12 protein-coding genes are annotated in these 14,603 nt (G+C 70.8%); all 12 read left to right on the plus strand.

The features are described from left to right. The first annotated feature begins 5 nt into the window (after window positions 1-5). The 12 genes from epsF to C7C56_RS26050 all read left to right on the plus strand — a co-directional run bounded on the left by epsF (window position 6) and on the right by C7C56_RS26050 (window position 14,295). Window positions 6-1,415: a chain length determinant protein EpsF gene (gene epsF / locus C7C56_RS25990; RefSeq protein WP_106760241.1), complete on the plus strand. Its 1,410-nt coding sequence runs from the start codon at window positions 6-8 to the stop codon at window positions 1,413-1,415. A gap of 373 nt (window positions 1,416-1,788) precedes the next feature. Continuing rightward, window positions 1,789-2,691 carry a chain length determinant protein tyrosine kinase EpsG gene (epsG, locus tag C7C56_RS25995; RefSeq protein WP_106760242.1) on the plus strand — a complete coding sequence of 301 codons (903 nt, stop codon included), beginning with the start codon at window positions 1,789-1,791 and terminating at the stop codon, window positions 2,689-2,691. Beyond that, window positions 2,691-3,689: an exosortase B gene (gene xrtB, locus C7C56_RS26000; protein WP_106760243.1), complete on the plus strand. Its 999-nt coding sequence runs from the start codon at window positions 2,691-2,693 to the stop codon at window positions 3,687-3,689. Before epsG ends, xrtB begins: the two co-directional genes overlap by 1 nt. After that, a complete protein-coding gene (gene epsI / locus C7C56_RS26005) occupies window positions 3,686-4,492 on the plus strand; it encodes an exosortase-associated protein EpsI, B-type (RefSeq protein WP_106760244.1) in 807 nt (268 codons plus the stop codon). The genes xrtB and epsI overlap by 4 nt, the downstream gene beginning before the upstream one ends. 9 nt (window positions 4,493-4,501) lie before the next feature. Then, window positions 4,502-5,590 (plus strand): GDP-mannose 4,6-dehydratase, encoded by a 1,089-nt coding sequence (gene gmd, locus C7C56_RS26010; protein ID WP_219933234.1) that lies wholly within the window; start codon window positions 4,502-4,504, stop codon window positions 5,588-5,590. A gap of 426 nt (window positions 5,591-6,016) precedes the next feature. Further along, on the plus strand, window positions 6,017-7,483 hold the full coding sequence (locus C7C56_RS26020; RefSeq protein ID WP_106760247.1) for a polysaccharide biosynthesis C-terminal domain-containing protein: 1,467 nt from the start codon (window positions 6,017-6,019) through the stop codon (window positions 7,481-7,483). A gap of 67 nt (window positions 7,484-7,550) precedes the next feature. Next, window positions 7,551-8,975, plus strand: coding sequence for an O-antigen ligase family protein (locus tag C7C56_RS26025; protein ID WP_106760248.1), 1,425 nt, complete (start codon window positions 7,551-7,553; stop codon window positions 8,973-8,975). Between the two features lie 52 nt (window positions 8,976-9,027). Further along, complete coding sequence (locus C7C56_RS26030) at window positions 9,028-10,203, plus strand: glycosyltransferase (protein ID WP_106760249.1); 1,176 nt, start codon at window positions 9,028-9,030, stop codon at window positions 10,201-10,203. Further along, a complete protein-coding gene (locus tag C7C56_RS26035; protein ID WP_106760250.1) occupies window positions 10,200-11,039 on the plus strand; it encodes a glycosyltransferase family 2 protein in 840 nt (279 codons plus the stop codon). The genes C7C56_RS26030 and C7C56_RS26035 overlap by 4 nt, the downstream gene beginning before the upstream one ends. Then, entirely contained in the window at window positions 11,032-12,366 is a 1,335-nt protein-coding gene (locus tag C7C56_RS26040; protein ID WP_106760251.1) for a GH39 family glycosyl hydrolase, read from the plus strand. Before C7C56_RS26035 ends, C7C56_RS26040 begins: the two co-directional genes overlap by 8 nt. Window positions 12,367-12,377: 11 nt before the next feature. Further along, window positions 12,378-13,547: a glycosyltransferase family 4 protein gene (locus C7C56_RS26045; RefSeq protein ID WP_106760252.1), complete on the plus strand. Its 1,170-nt coding sequence runs from the start codon at window positions 12,378-12,380 to the stop codon at window positions 13,545-13,547. Continuing rightward, window positions 13,540-14,295: a WecB/TagA/CpsF family glycosyltransferase gene (locus tag C7C56_RS26050; protein ID WP_106760253.1), complete on the plus strand. Its 756-nt coding sequence runs from the start codon at window positions 13,540-13,542 to the stop codon at window positions 14,293-14,295. Before C7C56_RS26045 ends, C7C56_RS26050 begins: the two co-directional genes overlap by 8 nt. Window positions 14,296-14,603: the final 308 nt, after the last annotated feature.

Genomic DNA, 14,603 nt, shown 5'->3' on the forward strand with positions numbered 1-14,603 from the left:
GTGCCATGAACCTGAGCCAGTTCCTGCTGATCCTGCGCGCGCGCAAGCGCATCATCCTTTCGGCGCTGTTCGCCACGGCCGGGCTGACCTTGCTGATCTGCCTGGTCGTGCCCAAGTCATACAAGGCCGAAAGCGCGCTTGTGCTCAACTACAAGGGCGTCGACCCGCTGACCGGCCTGACCATGCCGGGGCAGCTGCTGCCCGGCTACATGGCGACCCAGATCGACATCCTGAGCAGCAAGAACGTGGCGCTGCGCGTGGTCGACCAGCTGCGCCTGGCCGAGAGCGCGGCCGTGGTGGCGCAGTTCCACGAGGCGACCGACGGCAAGGGCACGGTGCGCGACTGGCTGGCCGACCTGCTGCTCAAAAAACTCGACATCATGCCCTCGCGCGAGAGCAGCGTGCTCACCGTCAGCTTCAAGGGCGCCGACCCGCAGTTCGCCGCGGCCGTGGCCAACGCCTTCGCCGACGAGTACATGAAGATCAACATCCAGCTCAAGGTCGAGCCCATGAAAAAAGCGGCGGCCTACTTCAACGACCAGCTCAAGCTGCTGCGCGACAATGTCGAGGCGGCGCAGAGCCGGCTGTCCAAATACCAGCAGGACAACGGCATCGTCAGCGTCGACAACCGGCTCGACGTCGAATCGAACCGCCTCAACGACCTGTCGGGCCAGCTCGTGATGGCGCAGGGGCAGGCGATGGAGGCGGCCTCGCGCCAGAGCATGGCGGCCGGCGCGCGCGCGGGCGACTCGCCCGACGTCGCGGCCAGCCCCCTGATCCAGAACCTCAAGATCAACCTCGCGGGCGCCGAGACCAAGTTCGCCGAGGTGTCGCAGCGGCTCGACCGCAACCATCCGACCTACCAGGGCGCCAAGGCCGAGGTCGACAAGCTGCGCGCCGAGCTGGCGCGGCACACGGCGTCGGCCTCCAACAGCGTGGGCAACAACGCGCGCATCCTGCTGCAGCGCGAGGCGGCCATCCGCGCGGCCATGCTGGCGCAAAGAGACAAGGTGCTCGCGATGAACCGCACGCGCGACGAGATGAACGTGCTCGTCCAGGACGTCGAGAGCGCCCAGCGCGCCTTCGACGTGACCTCGCAGCGCTTCTCGCAAACCAAGATCGAGGGCCAGTCCGACCAGGGCGACATCGCCGTGCTCAATCCGGCGGTCGCGCCGGTCGAGCCGTCCAACCCCAAGACCTTGCTCTACACGCTGTTGTCGGTGCTGCTCGGCGGCGTGCTCGGGCTCGGCGCGGGGCTGGTCGCCGAAATGCTTGACCGCAGGGTCCGCTCGGCCGACGACCTGCGCGAGGTGCTCGACATCCCCGTGTTCGGCTCGATCGACTGGCGCGCGCCGCCGGGCCCGCGCGGCGGCCTGCTCGGCGCCGTCATGCCCAAGCGCCTGCGCCTGAACTGAAGGCGCGGTTGCCGGCGTTGACGGGAGCAACAAACGGACGCAACAAGGGGCGCGGCAAGGGGCGCAACGAGTGCGCGCAACAAGCGGGTGAAACAAACCGGGGCGCAGCAAAAGGGTTAAACAAACCGGGGCGCAGCAAAAGTGTGAAACAAACCGGGGCGCAGCAAAAGGGTGAAACAAACCGGAGCGCAGCAAAAGGGTGAAACAAACCGGAGCGCAGCAAAAGGGTGAGACAAACCGGAGCGCAGCAAAAGGGTGAAACAAACCGGAGCGCAGCAAAAGGGTGAGACAAACCAGTGCGCAACAAACGGGTGAAATAAATTTATCGGGCGCGGCGCAAGCCGGCGCCTGCAAAGCACAGGAGCATACCGCCATGAACCATCCAGCCCATCCGCTCACGCCGCCCTTGTCCGCCCACGGCGCCGACCAGGGACCTGACCAGGGGGGCGACTCGCGCATCGGCGCGCTGCTGCTCGCCTCGGGCAAGCTCACCGCCGCCGACGCCGAGCGTGTGCTGCGCCTGCAGCAAGAGGCCGGCCTGCGCTTCGGCGAGGCGGCCGTGCGCCTGGGCCTGATCAACGAGGCCGACATCGAGCACGTGCTCGCGCGCCAGTTCGCCTATCCCTACCTGCTGCGCGGCCAGCACGATTACTCCCCCCTGCTGGTAGCCGCCTACGAGCCGTTCAGCGCGCAGGTCGAGCAGATGCGCGCCGTGCGCAGCCACCTGATGCTGCGCTGGTTCGGGCGCGGGCACAAGTCGCTCGTGGTGCTCGGCGTGGGCAGCGGCGACGGCGCCAGCCTGTTCGCGGCCAACCTCGCGGTCGTGTTCTCCCAGCTCGGCGAAGCGACCCTGCTGGTCGACGCCAACCTGCGCAAGCCGCGCCAGCACGCCGTGTTCGACCTGGCGCCGGGGCAGGGCTTGTCGGACCTGCTGGCCGGGCGCGCCGGCCTCGACCTGCTGGTGGCGCGCATCCCCTCGCTCGACGCGCTGTCCGTGCTGCGCGCGGGCACGCTGCCGCCGAACCCGCAGGAGCTGCTCAGCCGCCTGCGGCTGGGAGCGCTCGCCGCCCAGCTCGAGGAGCGCTACGCGATAGTGCTCTACGACACGGCCGCGCACGCGCATGGTTCCGACGCGCTGGCCGTGGCCGCGCGCGCCGGCGGCGCGCTGCTCGTCACGCGCAAGGACAAGACGCGCCTTGCCGACGTCTGCGGCCTGGCCGAGCGCATCGTCGGCTGCGGCGCGCACGTGGTCGGATCGGTCGTGGTGGACTTCTGATGGACCGCACGTTCGACGCGGCCGCCCGCGCACCAGTGGACCGGCCCGGCCGTCCCGGGCGCGAATGGTGGCCCCTGTTCGCCGGCCTGGCGCTGCTGTACCTGCCGACCCTGTACGACCTGCTGACCGGGTTGTGGCTGACCGAGGAGCAGGGCCACGGCCCGATCATCCTCGCGATGGCGCTCTGGCTCATGGCGCGCCATTGGCCTGGCCGCGCCCAGGCCGCAGGCGGAGGGGCGCCCGGAGCGGGTCGGGGCGCCAGGCCCGTCGACGCCGCCGCGGACACCGCCGCGGACACCGGCGCCGCCGCGGACCCGGCCCGGCCCGCCGGCGCGGACAAGCCCGCGCGCGCCGGCTGGGCCGTGCTCGCGGCCGGCCTGCTGCTCTACATCGTGGGCCGCTCGCAACACATCGCCGGGTTCGAGATCGCCTCGTTCCCGCTCGTCACGGCGGCGCTGGTGCTGCTCAAGTTCGGCGCGCGCGCGCTGCGCGCGCTGTGGTTTCCGTTCTTTTTCATGCTGTTCATGATTCCGCTTCCGGGCCAGCTGGTCAGCATGCTGACCCTGCCCATGAAGACGGCGGTGTCGTACATCACCGAACAGCTCCTGTTTCTGGCCGGCTACCCGATCGCGCGCAACGGCGTGATTTTGCAGATCGGCCAGTACCAGCTGCTCGTCGCCGACGCCTGCGCCGGCCTGCAGACCCTGCTCACGCTCGAGGCGCTCGGGCTGTTCTACCTCAACGTGGTGCGCCACACTTCGTCGTTCCGCAACATCGCGCTGGCGCTGCTGATCGTCCCGATCTCGTTCACCGCCAACGTGATCCGGGTCATCGTGCTCACGCTCGTGACCTACCATTTCGGCGACGCGGCGGGGCAGGGCTTCCTGCATGGCTTCGCCGGCATGGTGCTGTTCGTGTCGGCGCTGGTGCTGATCCTGGCGCTCGATTCGCTGCTCCAGTTCGGCATCTCGCGGCGCCGCGCCAAGGGGGCGCCGTGAGAGCGGGCGCGGGCGCCGGCGCGCGCATGCTCGTAAGCCTGCTCATGGCCGCGCTCATGGCCGGCGCGGCCGTCGTCACCTGGGCCATCACGCCGACGGCCAAGCTGGCCGCGACGCGCCCGGCGGTCGACCTGCCGGCCATGGTGCCGTCCGTGATCGGCGAATGGCGCGAGGACAAGGGCATGGTCGCGGCGGTCGTCAACCCGGAGACCGAGGCCGCGCTGAGCAAGCTTTACGCGCAGACCATCAGCCGCAGCTATGTGCACCGCGACGGGCGCCGCGTGATGCTCTCGATCGCCTACGGGCGCGACCAGGGCGGCGAGGCCACCCAGGTGCACCGGCCCGAGTTCTGCTACGCGGCCCAGGGCTTCAGCCTCGACGAGCAGGCCGACGGCGCGCTGGCCACGCCGCACGGCGCCATCCCGGTGCGGCGCATGGTCGCGGTGCAGGGCGCGCGGGTCGAGCCGATCACCTACTGGATCACCGTGGGCGACCGCGCCACCTTGCCGGGACTGGGGCGCAAGCTGGCGCAGTTGTCGTACGGCCTCAACGGCGCGGTGCCCGACGGCCTGCTGTTCCGCGTCTCCTCTATCGGACGCGACAAGGCGCAGGCCTACCGCGACCAGGACGCGTTCGCCAACGCGCTGCTGGCGGCGGCGTCGCCGGCCCAGCGGGTCCGGCTGGCCGGGCTGGCGCCGGTCCCGTCCGCGGCTCCGGGCGCGTCGTCGCTCACACCATCGGCGGCGCCGTCCATCGTGCCGGCAGCGGCCCCGCCCACCGCCCCACCCAACGCCTCACCGTAAGGGAACCGCATCGTGGCCAAAGTCGCTCTCATCACCGGCATAACCGGACAGGACGGTGCGTATCTCGCCGGCTTCCTGCTCGACAAGGGCTACACGGTGCACGGCGTCAAGCGCCGCGCCTCGCTGTTCAACACCGAGCGCATCGACCACCTGTACCAGGATCCGCACGTGGCCGAACGCAGGCTGATCCTGCACCACGGCGACCTGACCGACTCGGGCAACCTGACCCGCATCATGCAGGAGGTCCAGCCCGACGAGATCTACAACCTCGCGGCCATGAGCCATGTCGCGGTCAGCTTCGACATGCCCGAATACACGGCCAACACCGACGGCCTCGGGGCCCTGCGCCTGCTCGAGGCGATGCGCATGCTGGGCCTTGGCGACAAGACCCGCTTCTACCAGGCCTCTAGCTCGGAGCTGTACGGCATGGTGCAGGCCAGTCCGCAGACGGAGAGCACCCCGTTCTACCCGCGCAGCCCGTACGCGGTCGCCAAGCTGTACGCCTACTGGATCACGGTCAACTACCGCGAGGCGTACGGCATGTACGCCTGCAATGGCATCCTGTTCAACCACGAGTCGCCGCTGCGCGGCGAGACCTTCGTCACGCGCAAGGTCACGCGCGCGCTCGCGCGCATCAAGCTCGGCCTGCAGGACTGCCTGTACCTGGGCAATATCGACGCGCTGCGCGACTGGGGCCACGCGCGCGACTATGTCGAGATGCAATGGCTGATGCTGCAGCAGGAGCGGCCCGACGACTTCGTCATCGCCACCGGCGCACAGCACAGCGTGCGCGATTTCGTCGACGCGGCCGCGCGCGAGCTCGACATCGAACTGGCCTGGCGCGGCAGCGGGGTCGACGCCACCGCCACCGACGGCCGCGGCAGGGTGGTGGTGCGCATCGATCCGCGCCATTTCCGGCCCACCGAGGTCGACAGCCTGCTGGGCGACGCGCGCAAGGCGCGCGAGCGGCTCGGCTGGGTGCCCAAGACCACGTTCGCCGACCTGGTGTGCGAGATGGTGCGCGCCGACCTGCGCAGCGCCGAGCGCGACGAGCTCGTCAAACAGCACGGTTTCGACGCCTACGAGCACAACGAATGAGCCGCCAGGACGCCGCCATGCCAACGCACCAGTTCTCCACGCACCAGTTCTCCATGCCAGGGCGCGCCCGCCCTGATCGCGCGCCGCGCGCGGCGGCGGCCGTGCGCGCCAACCGGTGCTCGCCGTCGTGTTCCGCGCCGTCGCGCGCCACTGCATGCCGCGCCGCTCTTTCCTGGGCTGCGCCGTCCCGCGCCACCGCATTCCGCACCGTCCGGTTCGTGCCGTTGCGTTCCGCGCCGTCCCGCGCCGCTGGGTCCCGTCCCGCTGCGTCCCGCACCGCGCCGTCCCGCATCGCCCGTTCCGCGCCGTTCCGCGCCGCTCCGTCCGGCCCCGCCGGGTCCGGCGCCTCCAGGTCCCTCGCCGCTTCCCCCGGCGCCGCCTCCCCCCGCGCGGCGGCGCCGCGCGGGTGCGGCTAAGGCCCACGCCATGCCCGCGCGCTCCGATCCGCGCTCGCCGGCGGCGCCCGATGGCGTGCCCGCCGGCGCCCCCATGAAGGGCCCGCCGCAGCGGCTCGTCTTCGGCTACGGGTCGGCCGCTCTAGTGCAGGGCATCATCGGCTTTCTGGCGGTGCCTTTTTTACTGGCGATCCTGGGCCCGCGCGCGTTCGCCCGGTGGGCCATGCTCGAGCCACTGGTGGCGGTGCTGGCCGGCTTCGCGCTGGCCGGCGTCCATTATGGCCATTTGCACGGCATCAGCAGCGGGCGGCTCACGACCGCGGCGGCGCTGCGCCAGGTGGCCGGCTTCGGCTTCGCGCCGGCCGCGCTGGTGGCGCTCGGCGGCGCCGCGGCGGCGGCCGTTTTCGTCGTCGGCGCCGACCTGGCGCAGGTGGCCGCGCTGTGCGCGGCGTACGTGCTGCTGGAGGCGGCGATCCTGCTGCTGCAGTTCCAGTCGCGCGCGCTGTCCGACGCGCTCGCCTTCGCCGCCACCGTGTGGCTGCGTTCGGGCGGCATCGCGCTCGGACTGATCGGGTTCAAGTTCGCGGGCGCGCGGCTGGCGTTGACCGACTACCTGGCCTTCATGATCGTGCTCGACATGGCCGTGCTCGGCGTCGCCTGCTGGCGCCACCGGCCGCAGCTCGCGGCCGCGCTGCGCGAGGCGCCGCCGGTGCGCGAGAGCTATGTCGGCGCGCTGCGCTACGGCCTTCCGATCATGCTCGCGGGCGGCTTCGCGCTGATTTTAAACAACGGCGACCGCTACGTCGTGCACGCGCTGATGGCGCCCGACCAGTTGCCGGCCTATGTCGTCATGGCCAAGCTGGCCGGCGCGATGTCGTTCGTGATGGCGCCGCTCAATCTGTGGTGGCCGGTGGCACGCCACCGCCATGTGCTCGACGGCGACGGCGGCGCCCGGTTTTTTTCCAACGCCATGCCGCTGCTGCTCGCATACTACCTGATGGCCGCCGCCGCTCTGTGGGTCGCCAGCGGCCAGCTGGTGCGCTGGTACGCACCCAGCGTGCACGGCTACGACGGCCTGAGCATGTTGCTGCTGCTGGCCGGCGGGGTCGCGCTGGGCATGACGGTGCCGGCCAACATCGGCATGCTCGCGCCCGGAAAAACGCATTGGCTGCTGGTCTCGGTGGCGCTGTCGGCCGGGGTCGGACTGGGGCTCGCGTTCGTGCTGATCCCGCGCCTCGGCTTCGTCGGCGCGGCGCTGTCGACGCTGCTGGCTCAGTCGGCCAGCCTGGCCTCGGTGTACCTGATTTCGCAGCGCCTGTATCCGCTGCCGGTCGGTTCGGCGCGGCTGGCGGCGGTCGCGGCGGCCGGCGCGGCCACGATGGCGCTGCTGTGGCTCGGCGCCGGCAGCCTGCTGGTGCAGGGCCTGGTCGGCGCCGGCGCGTGCGCGCTGATGGCGCTGCTGCTGCGGCCCAACGTCGCGGCGCTGCGGAGCGGCTGACCACGCGGCGCGGCCGCCGCCACGCCCCCGCAACCAACATGCGGCCGCCGCCGCGCCCCCAAACAACATGCGCCAGACGCAACAACCGGACGAGGACACCATGCCCGACACCATTCATGACACGTTGGACACCCTGCCGGACCCGGTCGGCGGCGCCCGGCGCGCCCGGGGCGCGCGCGCGCCGGCCAACGCCTGGCAGTGCTTCGAGTACGGCAAGCCGCGCCTGTTCTTTGTCGCCCTGATGGTCGTGGCGGCCGGCATCGACGTGCGCACGCGCGACATCGGCATCGGCGGCCCGGCCTCCAATCCGCTCGAGGCGCTGCTGCTGGTCGCCTTCGCGCTGCTGCTGGCCGACGCCGTCGTGTTCGGCCACCAGCCGGCCCGCATGCTCGAGTCGGCGTGGCGCAGCAACCGCTTCGCCGTGCTCTATTTCGGCTGGGCCGGCCTGGCCGGCTTCTTCGGCATCTACCAGCTCTCATCGCTTTCGTTCTTCGTCTTCCGCAACCTGTTCCCGGCCTTTGCCGCCTACGTGTTCCTCACCTTCAGCGTGCGCAGGGCGCGCGACCTGCGCCTGCTGCTGACCGTGTTCCTGATCGCCGCCGGGCCGAACCTGGCGCTGGGCCTGTCGCAGTATTTCTTCGACGGCCCGTTCCCGGTCCGGATGAACGCGGCCTCGGCCATCAAGATGGACATCGACGGCACCCTGGTGCGCTCGGCCGTGGCGGGCCTGTTCAACCACCCCAACGGACTGGCGATCTTCCTCGTGCCGGTGCTGCTGACCGCGTTCGGACTGGCCGTCTCGCGCGCCCCCACCGGCATCCGGCTGCGCCTGTTCGCCGGCGCCGTGCTGGCCGCGACCATGCTGCTGCTGTACCTGAGCAAGGCCAAGGGCGCGTGGGCCTGGAGCCTGTTCGGGATCATGGTGCTGCTGGCGCCGCGCGTCCTGCTCGCGTTCCGGCACGCCTGGGTGGCGCACCTGCTGGCGGTCGGCGCCGGCATCGCGGCGCTGACCACGGCCAGCCTGCTGATCGGCGGCGCGTTCAACACCATGCTCACCCGCATCGAACTGTGGCACGCGGCCACGCTGGCCGTCGGCAATGACGTGTTCTCGCTGTTGTTCGGCAGCAGCCAGGAGGGCGTGTGGCGGCTCTCGACCCGCATGTCGAGCCTGCAATACACGAACGCCCACAACGTCTTCCTGAACCAGGCCGTGTATTTCGGGCTGCCCGCGCTGGTGTTCTACGCCGGCACCTTCGTCTGGGCCGTGCGCTCGGCCCAGCGGGCGTTCGCCGCCGCCGCCGACCCGCGCGTGGCCCAGTGCGCGCGCATCGCCCTGGCGGTGCTGCTGTCGATGGCCGGCCAGTATTTTTTCGAGCCGGCCGCCGAGGCCAGCGGCTACGCGCTCGAATGGCTGCTGTTCGTCGGACTGGCGGCCGCCACATTGAGAGTGAGCCAGACCGGTGGGCCAGACCCGGCGGACCAAACCCGGTGAGCCAAACCCGGCGGGCCAAACCCGGCGAGCCAAACCCGACGAGCCAAATCCGATGAGCCAAACCGCGCAAGAAAACGATGGACAAAACCCGATGAACAGCCTCGGGCGCGTCGCGATCCACGTCAACGCCTATCCGCTGCCCTCGGAGGCGTTCGTGCGCGAACAGGCGCGCGCGCTGGTGCGCTTCGCGCCGACCATGTTCGTGCGCCGCCAGCTCGGCCCGTCCGACGGCCTGCCGTGCGAATCCATCGCCGGCCCCGGCGCCGCGCGCGGCTGGGCCGCCAAGGCCTTCGCGCTGGGCCCCGGCACCTGGGCCTGGGGCGGGCGGCGCGCCTTCGCCGGGGTGCGGCTGGTGCACGCCCACTTCGGGCCGAACGGCGTCTACGCGATGCCGCTCGCGCGCGCGCTCGGCGTGCCGCTGGTGGTGAGCTTCCACGGCTTCGACGCGACCGTGCGCGCGGGCGCGCTCGCGCGCGCCGGCCTGGCCGGGCTGGCCTATCTGGCCGGCCTGCCCGAACTCAAACGCCGGGCCGCGCGCGTGATCGCGGTGTCCGATTTCCTCGCGGCGCGCCTGCGCGCGATGGGCTTTCCCGAGGCCGCGATCCGGCGCCACTACGTCGGCGTCGACCCGGACCGCTTCGCCCCGCTCGCCGCCGGCGAGCGCAGCCTGGACGTCGTCTGCGTGGCGCGTCTGGTCGCGGCCAAGGGCATCGAGGAACTGCTGCGCGCGTTCGCCGTGGTCGCGCCGCGCTTCCCCGAAAGCCGGCTGCGCCTGGTCGGGGCCGGCCCCTGCGCGACCGGGTATGCGGACCTGGCCGGCGCGCTCGGGCTCGGCGCTCGGGTGGTGTTCCACGGCGCGCTCGCGCACGCGGCGGTGGCGCAGGTGGTCGCGCGCTGCGCCGTGAGCGTGTTGGCCAGCAAGACCGGCGCGAACGGCTCGAGGGAGGCGTTCGGGCTCGGCTCGATCGAGGCCGCCGCCGCCGGCCTGCCCTCAATCGTCTCCGACAACGGCGGCCTGCCCGAGACGGTCGAACACGGCGTGACCGGGCTGGTCGTCGGCGAGGCGCGCGTCGGCGAGCTGGCCGACGCGCTGGCCATGTTCCTGGGCGACGCCGCGCTGCGGGCGCGCTTCGGCGCGGCCGGGCGCGCGCGCGTGCTGGCGCGCTTCGCGCTCGGCCCCCAGACCGAAAAACTCGAAGACATCTATTGCGAGGCGACCAATCTATGAACGACCAGGCCAAGCGCGCGCCGGCGCTGATCTCGGTGATGATGCCCTGCCTTAACGGCGCCGCCTTCCTCGACGCGACCATCGAGAGCATCCGCGCCCAGACCTATCCGCACTGGGAGTTGCTGTTCGTCGACGACGGCAGCACCGACCGCACGCTCGAGATCATCGAACGCCACGCGCGCGCCGACGCGCGCATCCGCGTGTTCGCGATGCCGCACGGCGGGCGCGGGCGCGCGCGCAACACCTGCATCGGGCAGGTGCGCGGCGAGTTCGTCGCCGTGTGCGACGCCGACGACATCTCGTTCCCCGAGCGCTTCGCCACGCAGGTGGCCTACCTGCAAGATCATCCCGGGGTCGGCGTGCTCGGCTCGGGCTGGGTGCCTTTCGTGCACGACCCGGCCGCCGCGGGCAGGCCGGCCACCGGCTTCCCGGCGACGCCGCAGGCGATCGGCGCTCAGTTCTCGCGAGGCAAGATGCGTTTCCATAACGCGACCGCGATGCTGCGCGCGGCCCTGTTCGAACGCTTCGGCGCCTACAACGCCGAACTGCGGCGCGCCCAGGACTACGAATTCTATTCGCGTCTGAGCCGCGCCGGCGTCCAGTTCGCGGCCCTGCCCGAAGCGCTGCTGTATTACCGGCAGGAGGGCAAGATACCCTCGCTCATGTATTTCAGGGAGAACGGCATGTTCATGTCGTATGCCGACCGCGTGCTGAACGGCAAAAACGGGGTCTTCGCCGACTTCGCCTCCTCGCTTGGCGGACGCGCCTGGTATTGCTACTACACGCTCAAGTACGCCTATTTCTACCTCAAGATGCGGGTGCGCAACCATGGCTGATCCGTCCAAAGCGCGTTGCGCGTTGTCCCGCAACCTGTCCTTCAACCTGCCCCGCGCCGAGTCCCGCGCGCTGTCCTGGCGCCTGCCCCTGGCCCCGTCCTTGGCCCCGTCCCTGGCCCTGTCCCTGCTGGCGCTGGCGCCGCCGTGCGCGGGCGCGCCGCAAACCTTCACGCCCGCTTTCTTCGGCGCCCATGTCCACCGCGCCGGCAACGACCTGTGGAAGCGGGCCGGCCTCGGCGCGCTGCGCCTGCACGACTCCAACGTGACCTGGGCCGAACTCGAGCCCGAGCGCGGGCGGCGCGACTGGCGCAACCTCGACCGCATCGTCGCGAGCGCGCGCGGCGCCCGGGTCGAGCTGCTGCTGCCGCTGCAGGGCACGCCGCGCTGGGCCGCGTCCGAGCCGCGCCGGGCCGGCGCCTACGGCATGGGGGCCAACACGGCGCCGGCCAGGCTGGCCGACTGGAGCGCCTACGTCGGCGCGGTCGCGCGCCGCTACAAGGGCGTGGTCGGCGCCTACGAGATCTGGAACGAGCCGAACCTGGCGCGCTTTTTCAGCGGCGCCCCGCAGCAGATGGCCGCGCTCACGCGCAGCGCGGCCAGGGCGATCCGCCAAATCGACCCCGCGGCCAAGGTGGTGTGCGCGGGCATCACCGGCAGCTACGGCCTGCGCTGGTTCAAGGACTACCTGGCCGCGGGCGCCAACAAGGACTGCGACGTGATCGCCTACCATTTTTACGTGCACCACGGCAGCCCCGAAAAAATGGTGCCCGTGATCAAACAGGTGCGCGCGGCCATGCGCGGCGCCGGCATCGGCGACATGCCTATCTGGAACACCGAGACCGGCTGGGTCATCGACGACGGCCGCGGCAACCTGCCCGCCGCCGGCGTGCCGTCCGGGTGGAGGGCCTTGTCGATGGAAACGGCGGTGGCCTACGTCCCGCGCGCGCTGCTGCTCGCGCGCAGCAACGGCGTCGAACGCTTCTACTGGTATTCGTGGGACCACGGCACCATGGGCCTGACATCCGGGCGTGGCACAGGCATGACGCCGGCGGCGCGCGTGTACACCAGCTTTCGCAACTACGTGATGGGCGGGCGGGTCGGGCGCTGCGCCCGCGAAGGTGCGCTGTGGCGCTGCGCGCTGGTGCTGCGCGACGGCACCCGGGCCGAGGCCTGGTGGTCGGAGCGGGGACGGCATACCTTTAGGCCGGCGCGCGCCGGCTCGCTGCTCCGGATCAACGAGCGCGGCGAAATCGAACGGGTGCGCCAACTGGCGGCGCGCTCGCCGCTGGCGGCGGGCCCGACGCCCTTGTTCATCGAGTACCGGTAGCGGCGGCCGGCATGCGCATCCTGATCGTGCACAACGCCTACCAGCACAAGGGCGGCGAGGATTCCGTGGTCGAGGCCGAAATCGCCCTGTTGCGCGCGCGCGGCCACGCGCTCGCCCTGTTCACCCGGCACAACGACGCGATCGGGTCGATGTCCAAGGCGCGGCTGGCCGCGCAAACCATTTGGTCGGGCCGCAGCGCGGACGACTTCGCGCGCTGCCTGCGCAGTTTCCGCCCGGACGTGGTCCACGTCCACAACGTCTTTCCGCTGATCTCGCCATCGATCTACTGGGTCGCGCGGCGGCACAAGCTGGCGCTGGTCCAGACGCTGCACAATTTCCGCCTCCTGTGCCCGCAGGCGATGTTGCTGCGCGAGGGGAGGGTGTGCGAGGACTGCGTCGGCGCCGCGCCCTGGCGCGCGGTGGTGCACGCCTGCTACCGCGATTCGCGCGCGCAAAGCGCGGTCGTCGCGCTGATGCTCGGCGCCCACCGGCTCGCGGGCACCTGGCGCAACAAGGTCACGCGCTACATCGCCCTCAACGACTTCGGGCGCGACAAGTTCATCGAAGGCGGCTTTCCGGCCGCGCGCATCGTCGTCAAGCCGCACTTCGTCGACCTCCCGGCGCCGCCCGCGCCCGCGCCCGAACGCGCCGGCTTCCTGTTCGCCGGCCGCCTGTCGCCCGAAAAAGGCCTGGCAGTGCTGGCCGCCGCCGCCGCCGCCAGCGGCGCCGTGGTGCGCGTCGCCGGCGCCGGGCCGGCCGCCGCGCTGGTCGACGCGCAAGCCAACCTGCTGCCGATGGGCCATCTCGAACCGGACGCGCTGCGCCACCACATGCGCGGCGCGCTCGCGCTGCTGGTGCCGAGCATCTGCAACGAGACCTTCGGCCTGGTCATCATCGAGGCGTTCGCCTGCGGCCTGCCCGTGATCGCCAGCCGCATCGGCGGCTTTCCCGACCTGGTGCGCGAAGGCGAAACCGGCCTGCTGTTCGCGCCCGGCGACAGCGCCGGCCTGGCCCGCGCGATGGACTGGGCCGCGCGCCATCCGGCGGCGATGGCGCGCATGGGCGAGCGCGCCCGGCTGTGCTACGAGGCGCGCTACGGGCCCGAACAGAACTATGCGGCGCTGATGGCGATCTACGCCTGCGCGATCGCCCAATGCGAAGGGGGGAACCGCCATGCATGACAGAAAACGCGCGCGCGTGCTGACCGCGGCGCTCGATGTGCTCGACTGGGACGAGGCGCTGCGGCGCGTGGCCGGCTGGAGCGCGCGGCGCGAGAGCCGCTACGTGGTCATCTGCAATGTCCACTCGGTCGTCACGGCCGGGCAGGACCGGGCCTTCGGCCGGATCGTCGACGAGGCCGACCTCGTCACCGCCGACGGCGCCCCGGTCGCCTGGATGCTGCGCCGCCTCGGCCACGCGGGCCAGCAGCGCATCAACGGCCCCGACCTGATGTGGCGCTATTGCGAACAGGCGGGCGCGCGCGGCGAGTCGGTCTACCTGTACGGCGGCACCCCCGAGACGCTGGCGCGGCTGCAGGCGCGGCTGCGCGAGGCCTTTCCGGGCCTGCGGATCGCGGGCGCGCATTCGCCGCCGTACCGCGCCTTGTCGCCGGCCGAGGACGCGCACGACGTCGCCACGATCAACGTCTCGGGCGCCGGCACCGTGTGGGTCGGCCTCGGCTGCCCGAAGCAGGAGGCGTGGATGGCCGCGCACCGGGGGCGCGTCGACGCCGCCATGATCGGCGTGGGCGCCGCCTTCGACTACCATGCCGGCACCGTTGCCCGGGCCCCCGTGTGGATGCAGCATGCCGGTCTTGAATGGCTCCACCGCCTGTGCGCCGAACCGCGCCGCCTGGCGCGCCGCTACTTGGTCACGAACACGCGCTTCCTCGTCGGCGCGCTGATGCAATTGTGCTCCAGGCGGGTTTGATAATAATCCACTGATATTCGATGTCAATTGATAAAAGAAGTTGCTTTTTATTATATTGGAGGTGATTGGCAGGATTTTATCGGAGTTTCCGGTGTTGCATCGGGGTGGTTTGTTCGATATGTACGGGCCGCACCATAATTGTTTTATGGTATTAATATTGAACGCGCGTTAGTTGTTGTTTTAAGGCGAAAAAGAATATATTCGGTTCTCCAGAACTTATTGCTGGTGGCGGTTTCAGGGGGCGCTAAAGATATTGAACATGGGATTTAAATGCTTACGGTGGTTTGGCTCGGTGATATAGTAAAAAT

The organism is Massilia glaciei (genome assembly GCF_003011895.2).
In the GTDB taxonomy this organism is placed as follows: Bacteria; Pseudomonadota; Gammaproteobacteria; order Burkholderiales; family Burkholderiaceae_D; genus Telluria_A; species Telluria_A glaciei.

What these genes read in the sequence shown, in the direction of transcription:
- epsF (WP_106760241.1), top strand. Translation starts at nt 6, where the DNA reads ATGAACCTGAGCCAGTTCCTGCTGATCCTGCGCGCGCGCAAGCGCATC.
- epsG (WP_106760242.1), top strand. Translation starts at nt 1,789, where the DNA reads ATGAACCATCCAGCCCATCCGCTCACGCCGCCCTTGTCCGCCCACGGC.
- xrtB (WP_106760243.1), top strand. Translation starts at nt 2,691, where the DNA reads ATGGACCGCACGTTCGACGCGGCCGCCCGCGCACCAGTGGACCGGCCC.
- C7C56_RS26020 (WP_106760247.1), top strand. Translation starts at nt 6,017, where the DNA reads ATGCCCGCGCGCTCCGATCCGCGCTCGCCGGCGGCGCCCGATGGCGTG.
- C7C56_RS26025 (WP_106760248.1), top strand. Translation starts at nt 7,551, where the DNA reads ATGCGCCAGACGCAACAACCGGACGAGGACACCATGCCCGACACCATT.
- C7C56_RS26030 (WP_106760249.1), top strand. Translation starts at nt 9,028, where the DNA reads ATGAGCCAAACCGCGCAAGAAAACGATGGACAAAACCCGATGAACAGC.
- C7C56_RS26035 (WP_106760250.1), top strand. Translation starts at nt 10,200, where the DNA reads ATGAACGACCAGGCCAAGCGCGCGCCGGCGCTGATCTCGGTGATGATG.
- C7C56_RS26040 (WP_106760251.1), top strand. Translation starts at nt 11,032, where the DNA reads ATGGCTGATCCGTCCAAAGCGCGTTGCGCGTTGTCCCGCAACCTGTCC.
- C7C56_RS26045 (WP_106760252.1), top strand. Translation starts at nt 12,378, where the DNA reads ATGCGCATCCTGATCGTGCACAACGCCTACCAGCACAAGGGCGGCGAG.
- C7C56_RS26050 (WP_106760253.1), top strand. Translation starts at nt 13,540, where the DNA reads ATGCATGACAGAAAACGCGCGCGCGTGCTGACCGCGGCGCTCGATGTG.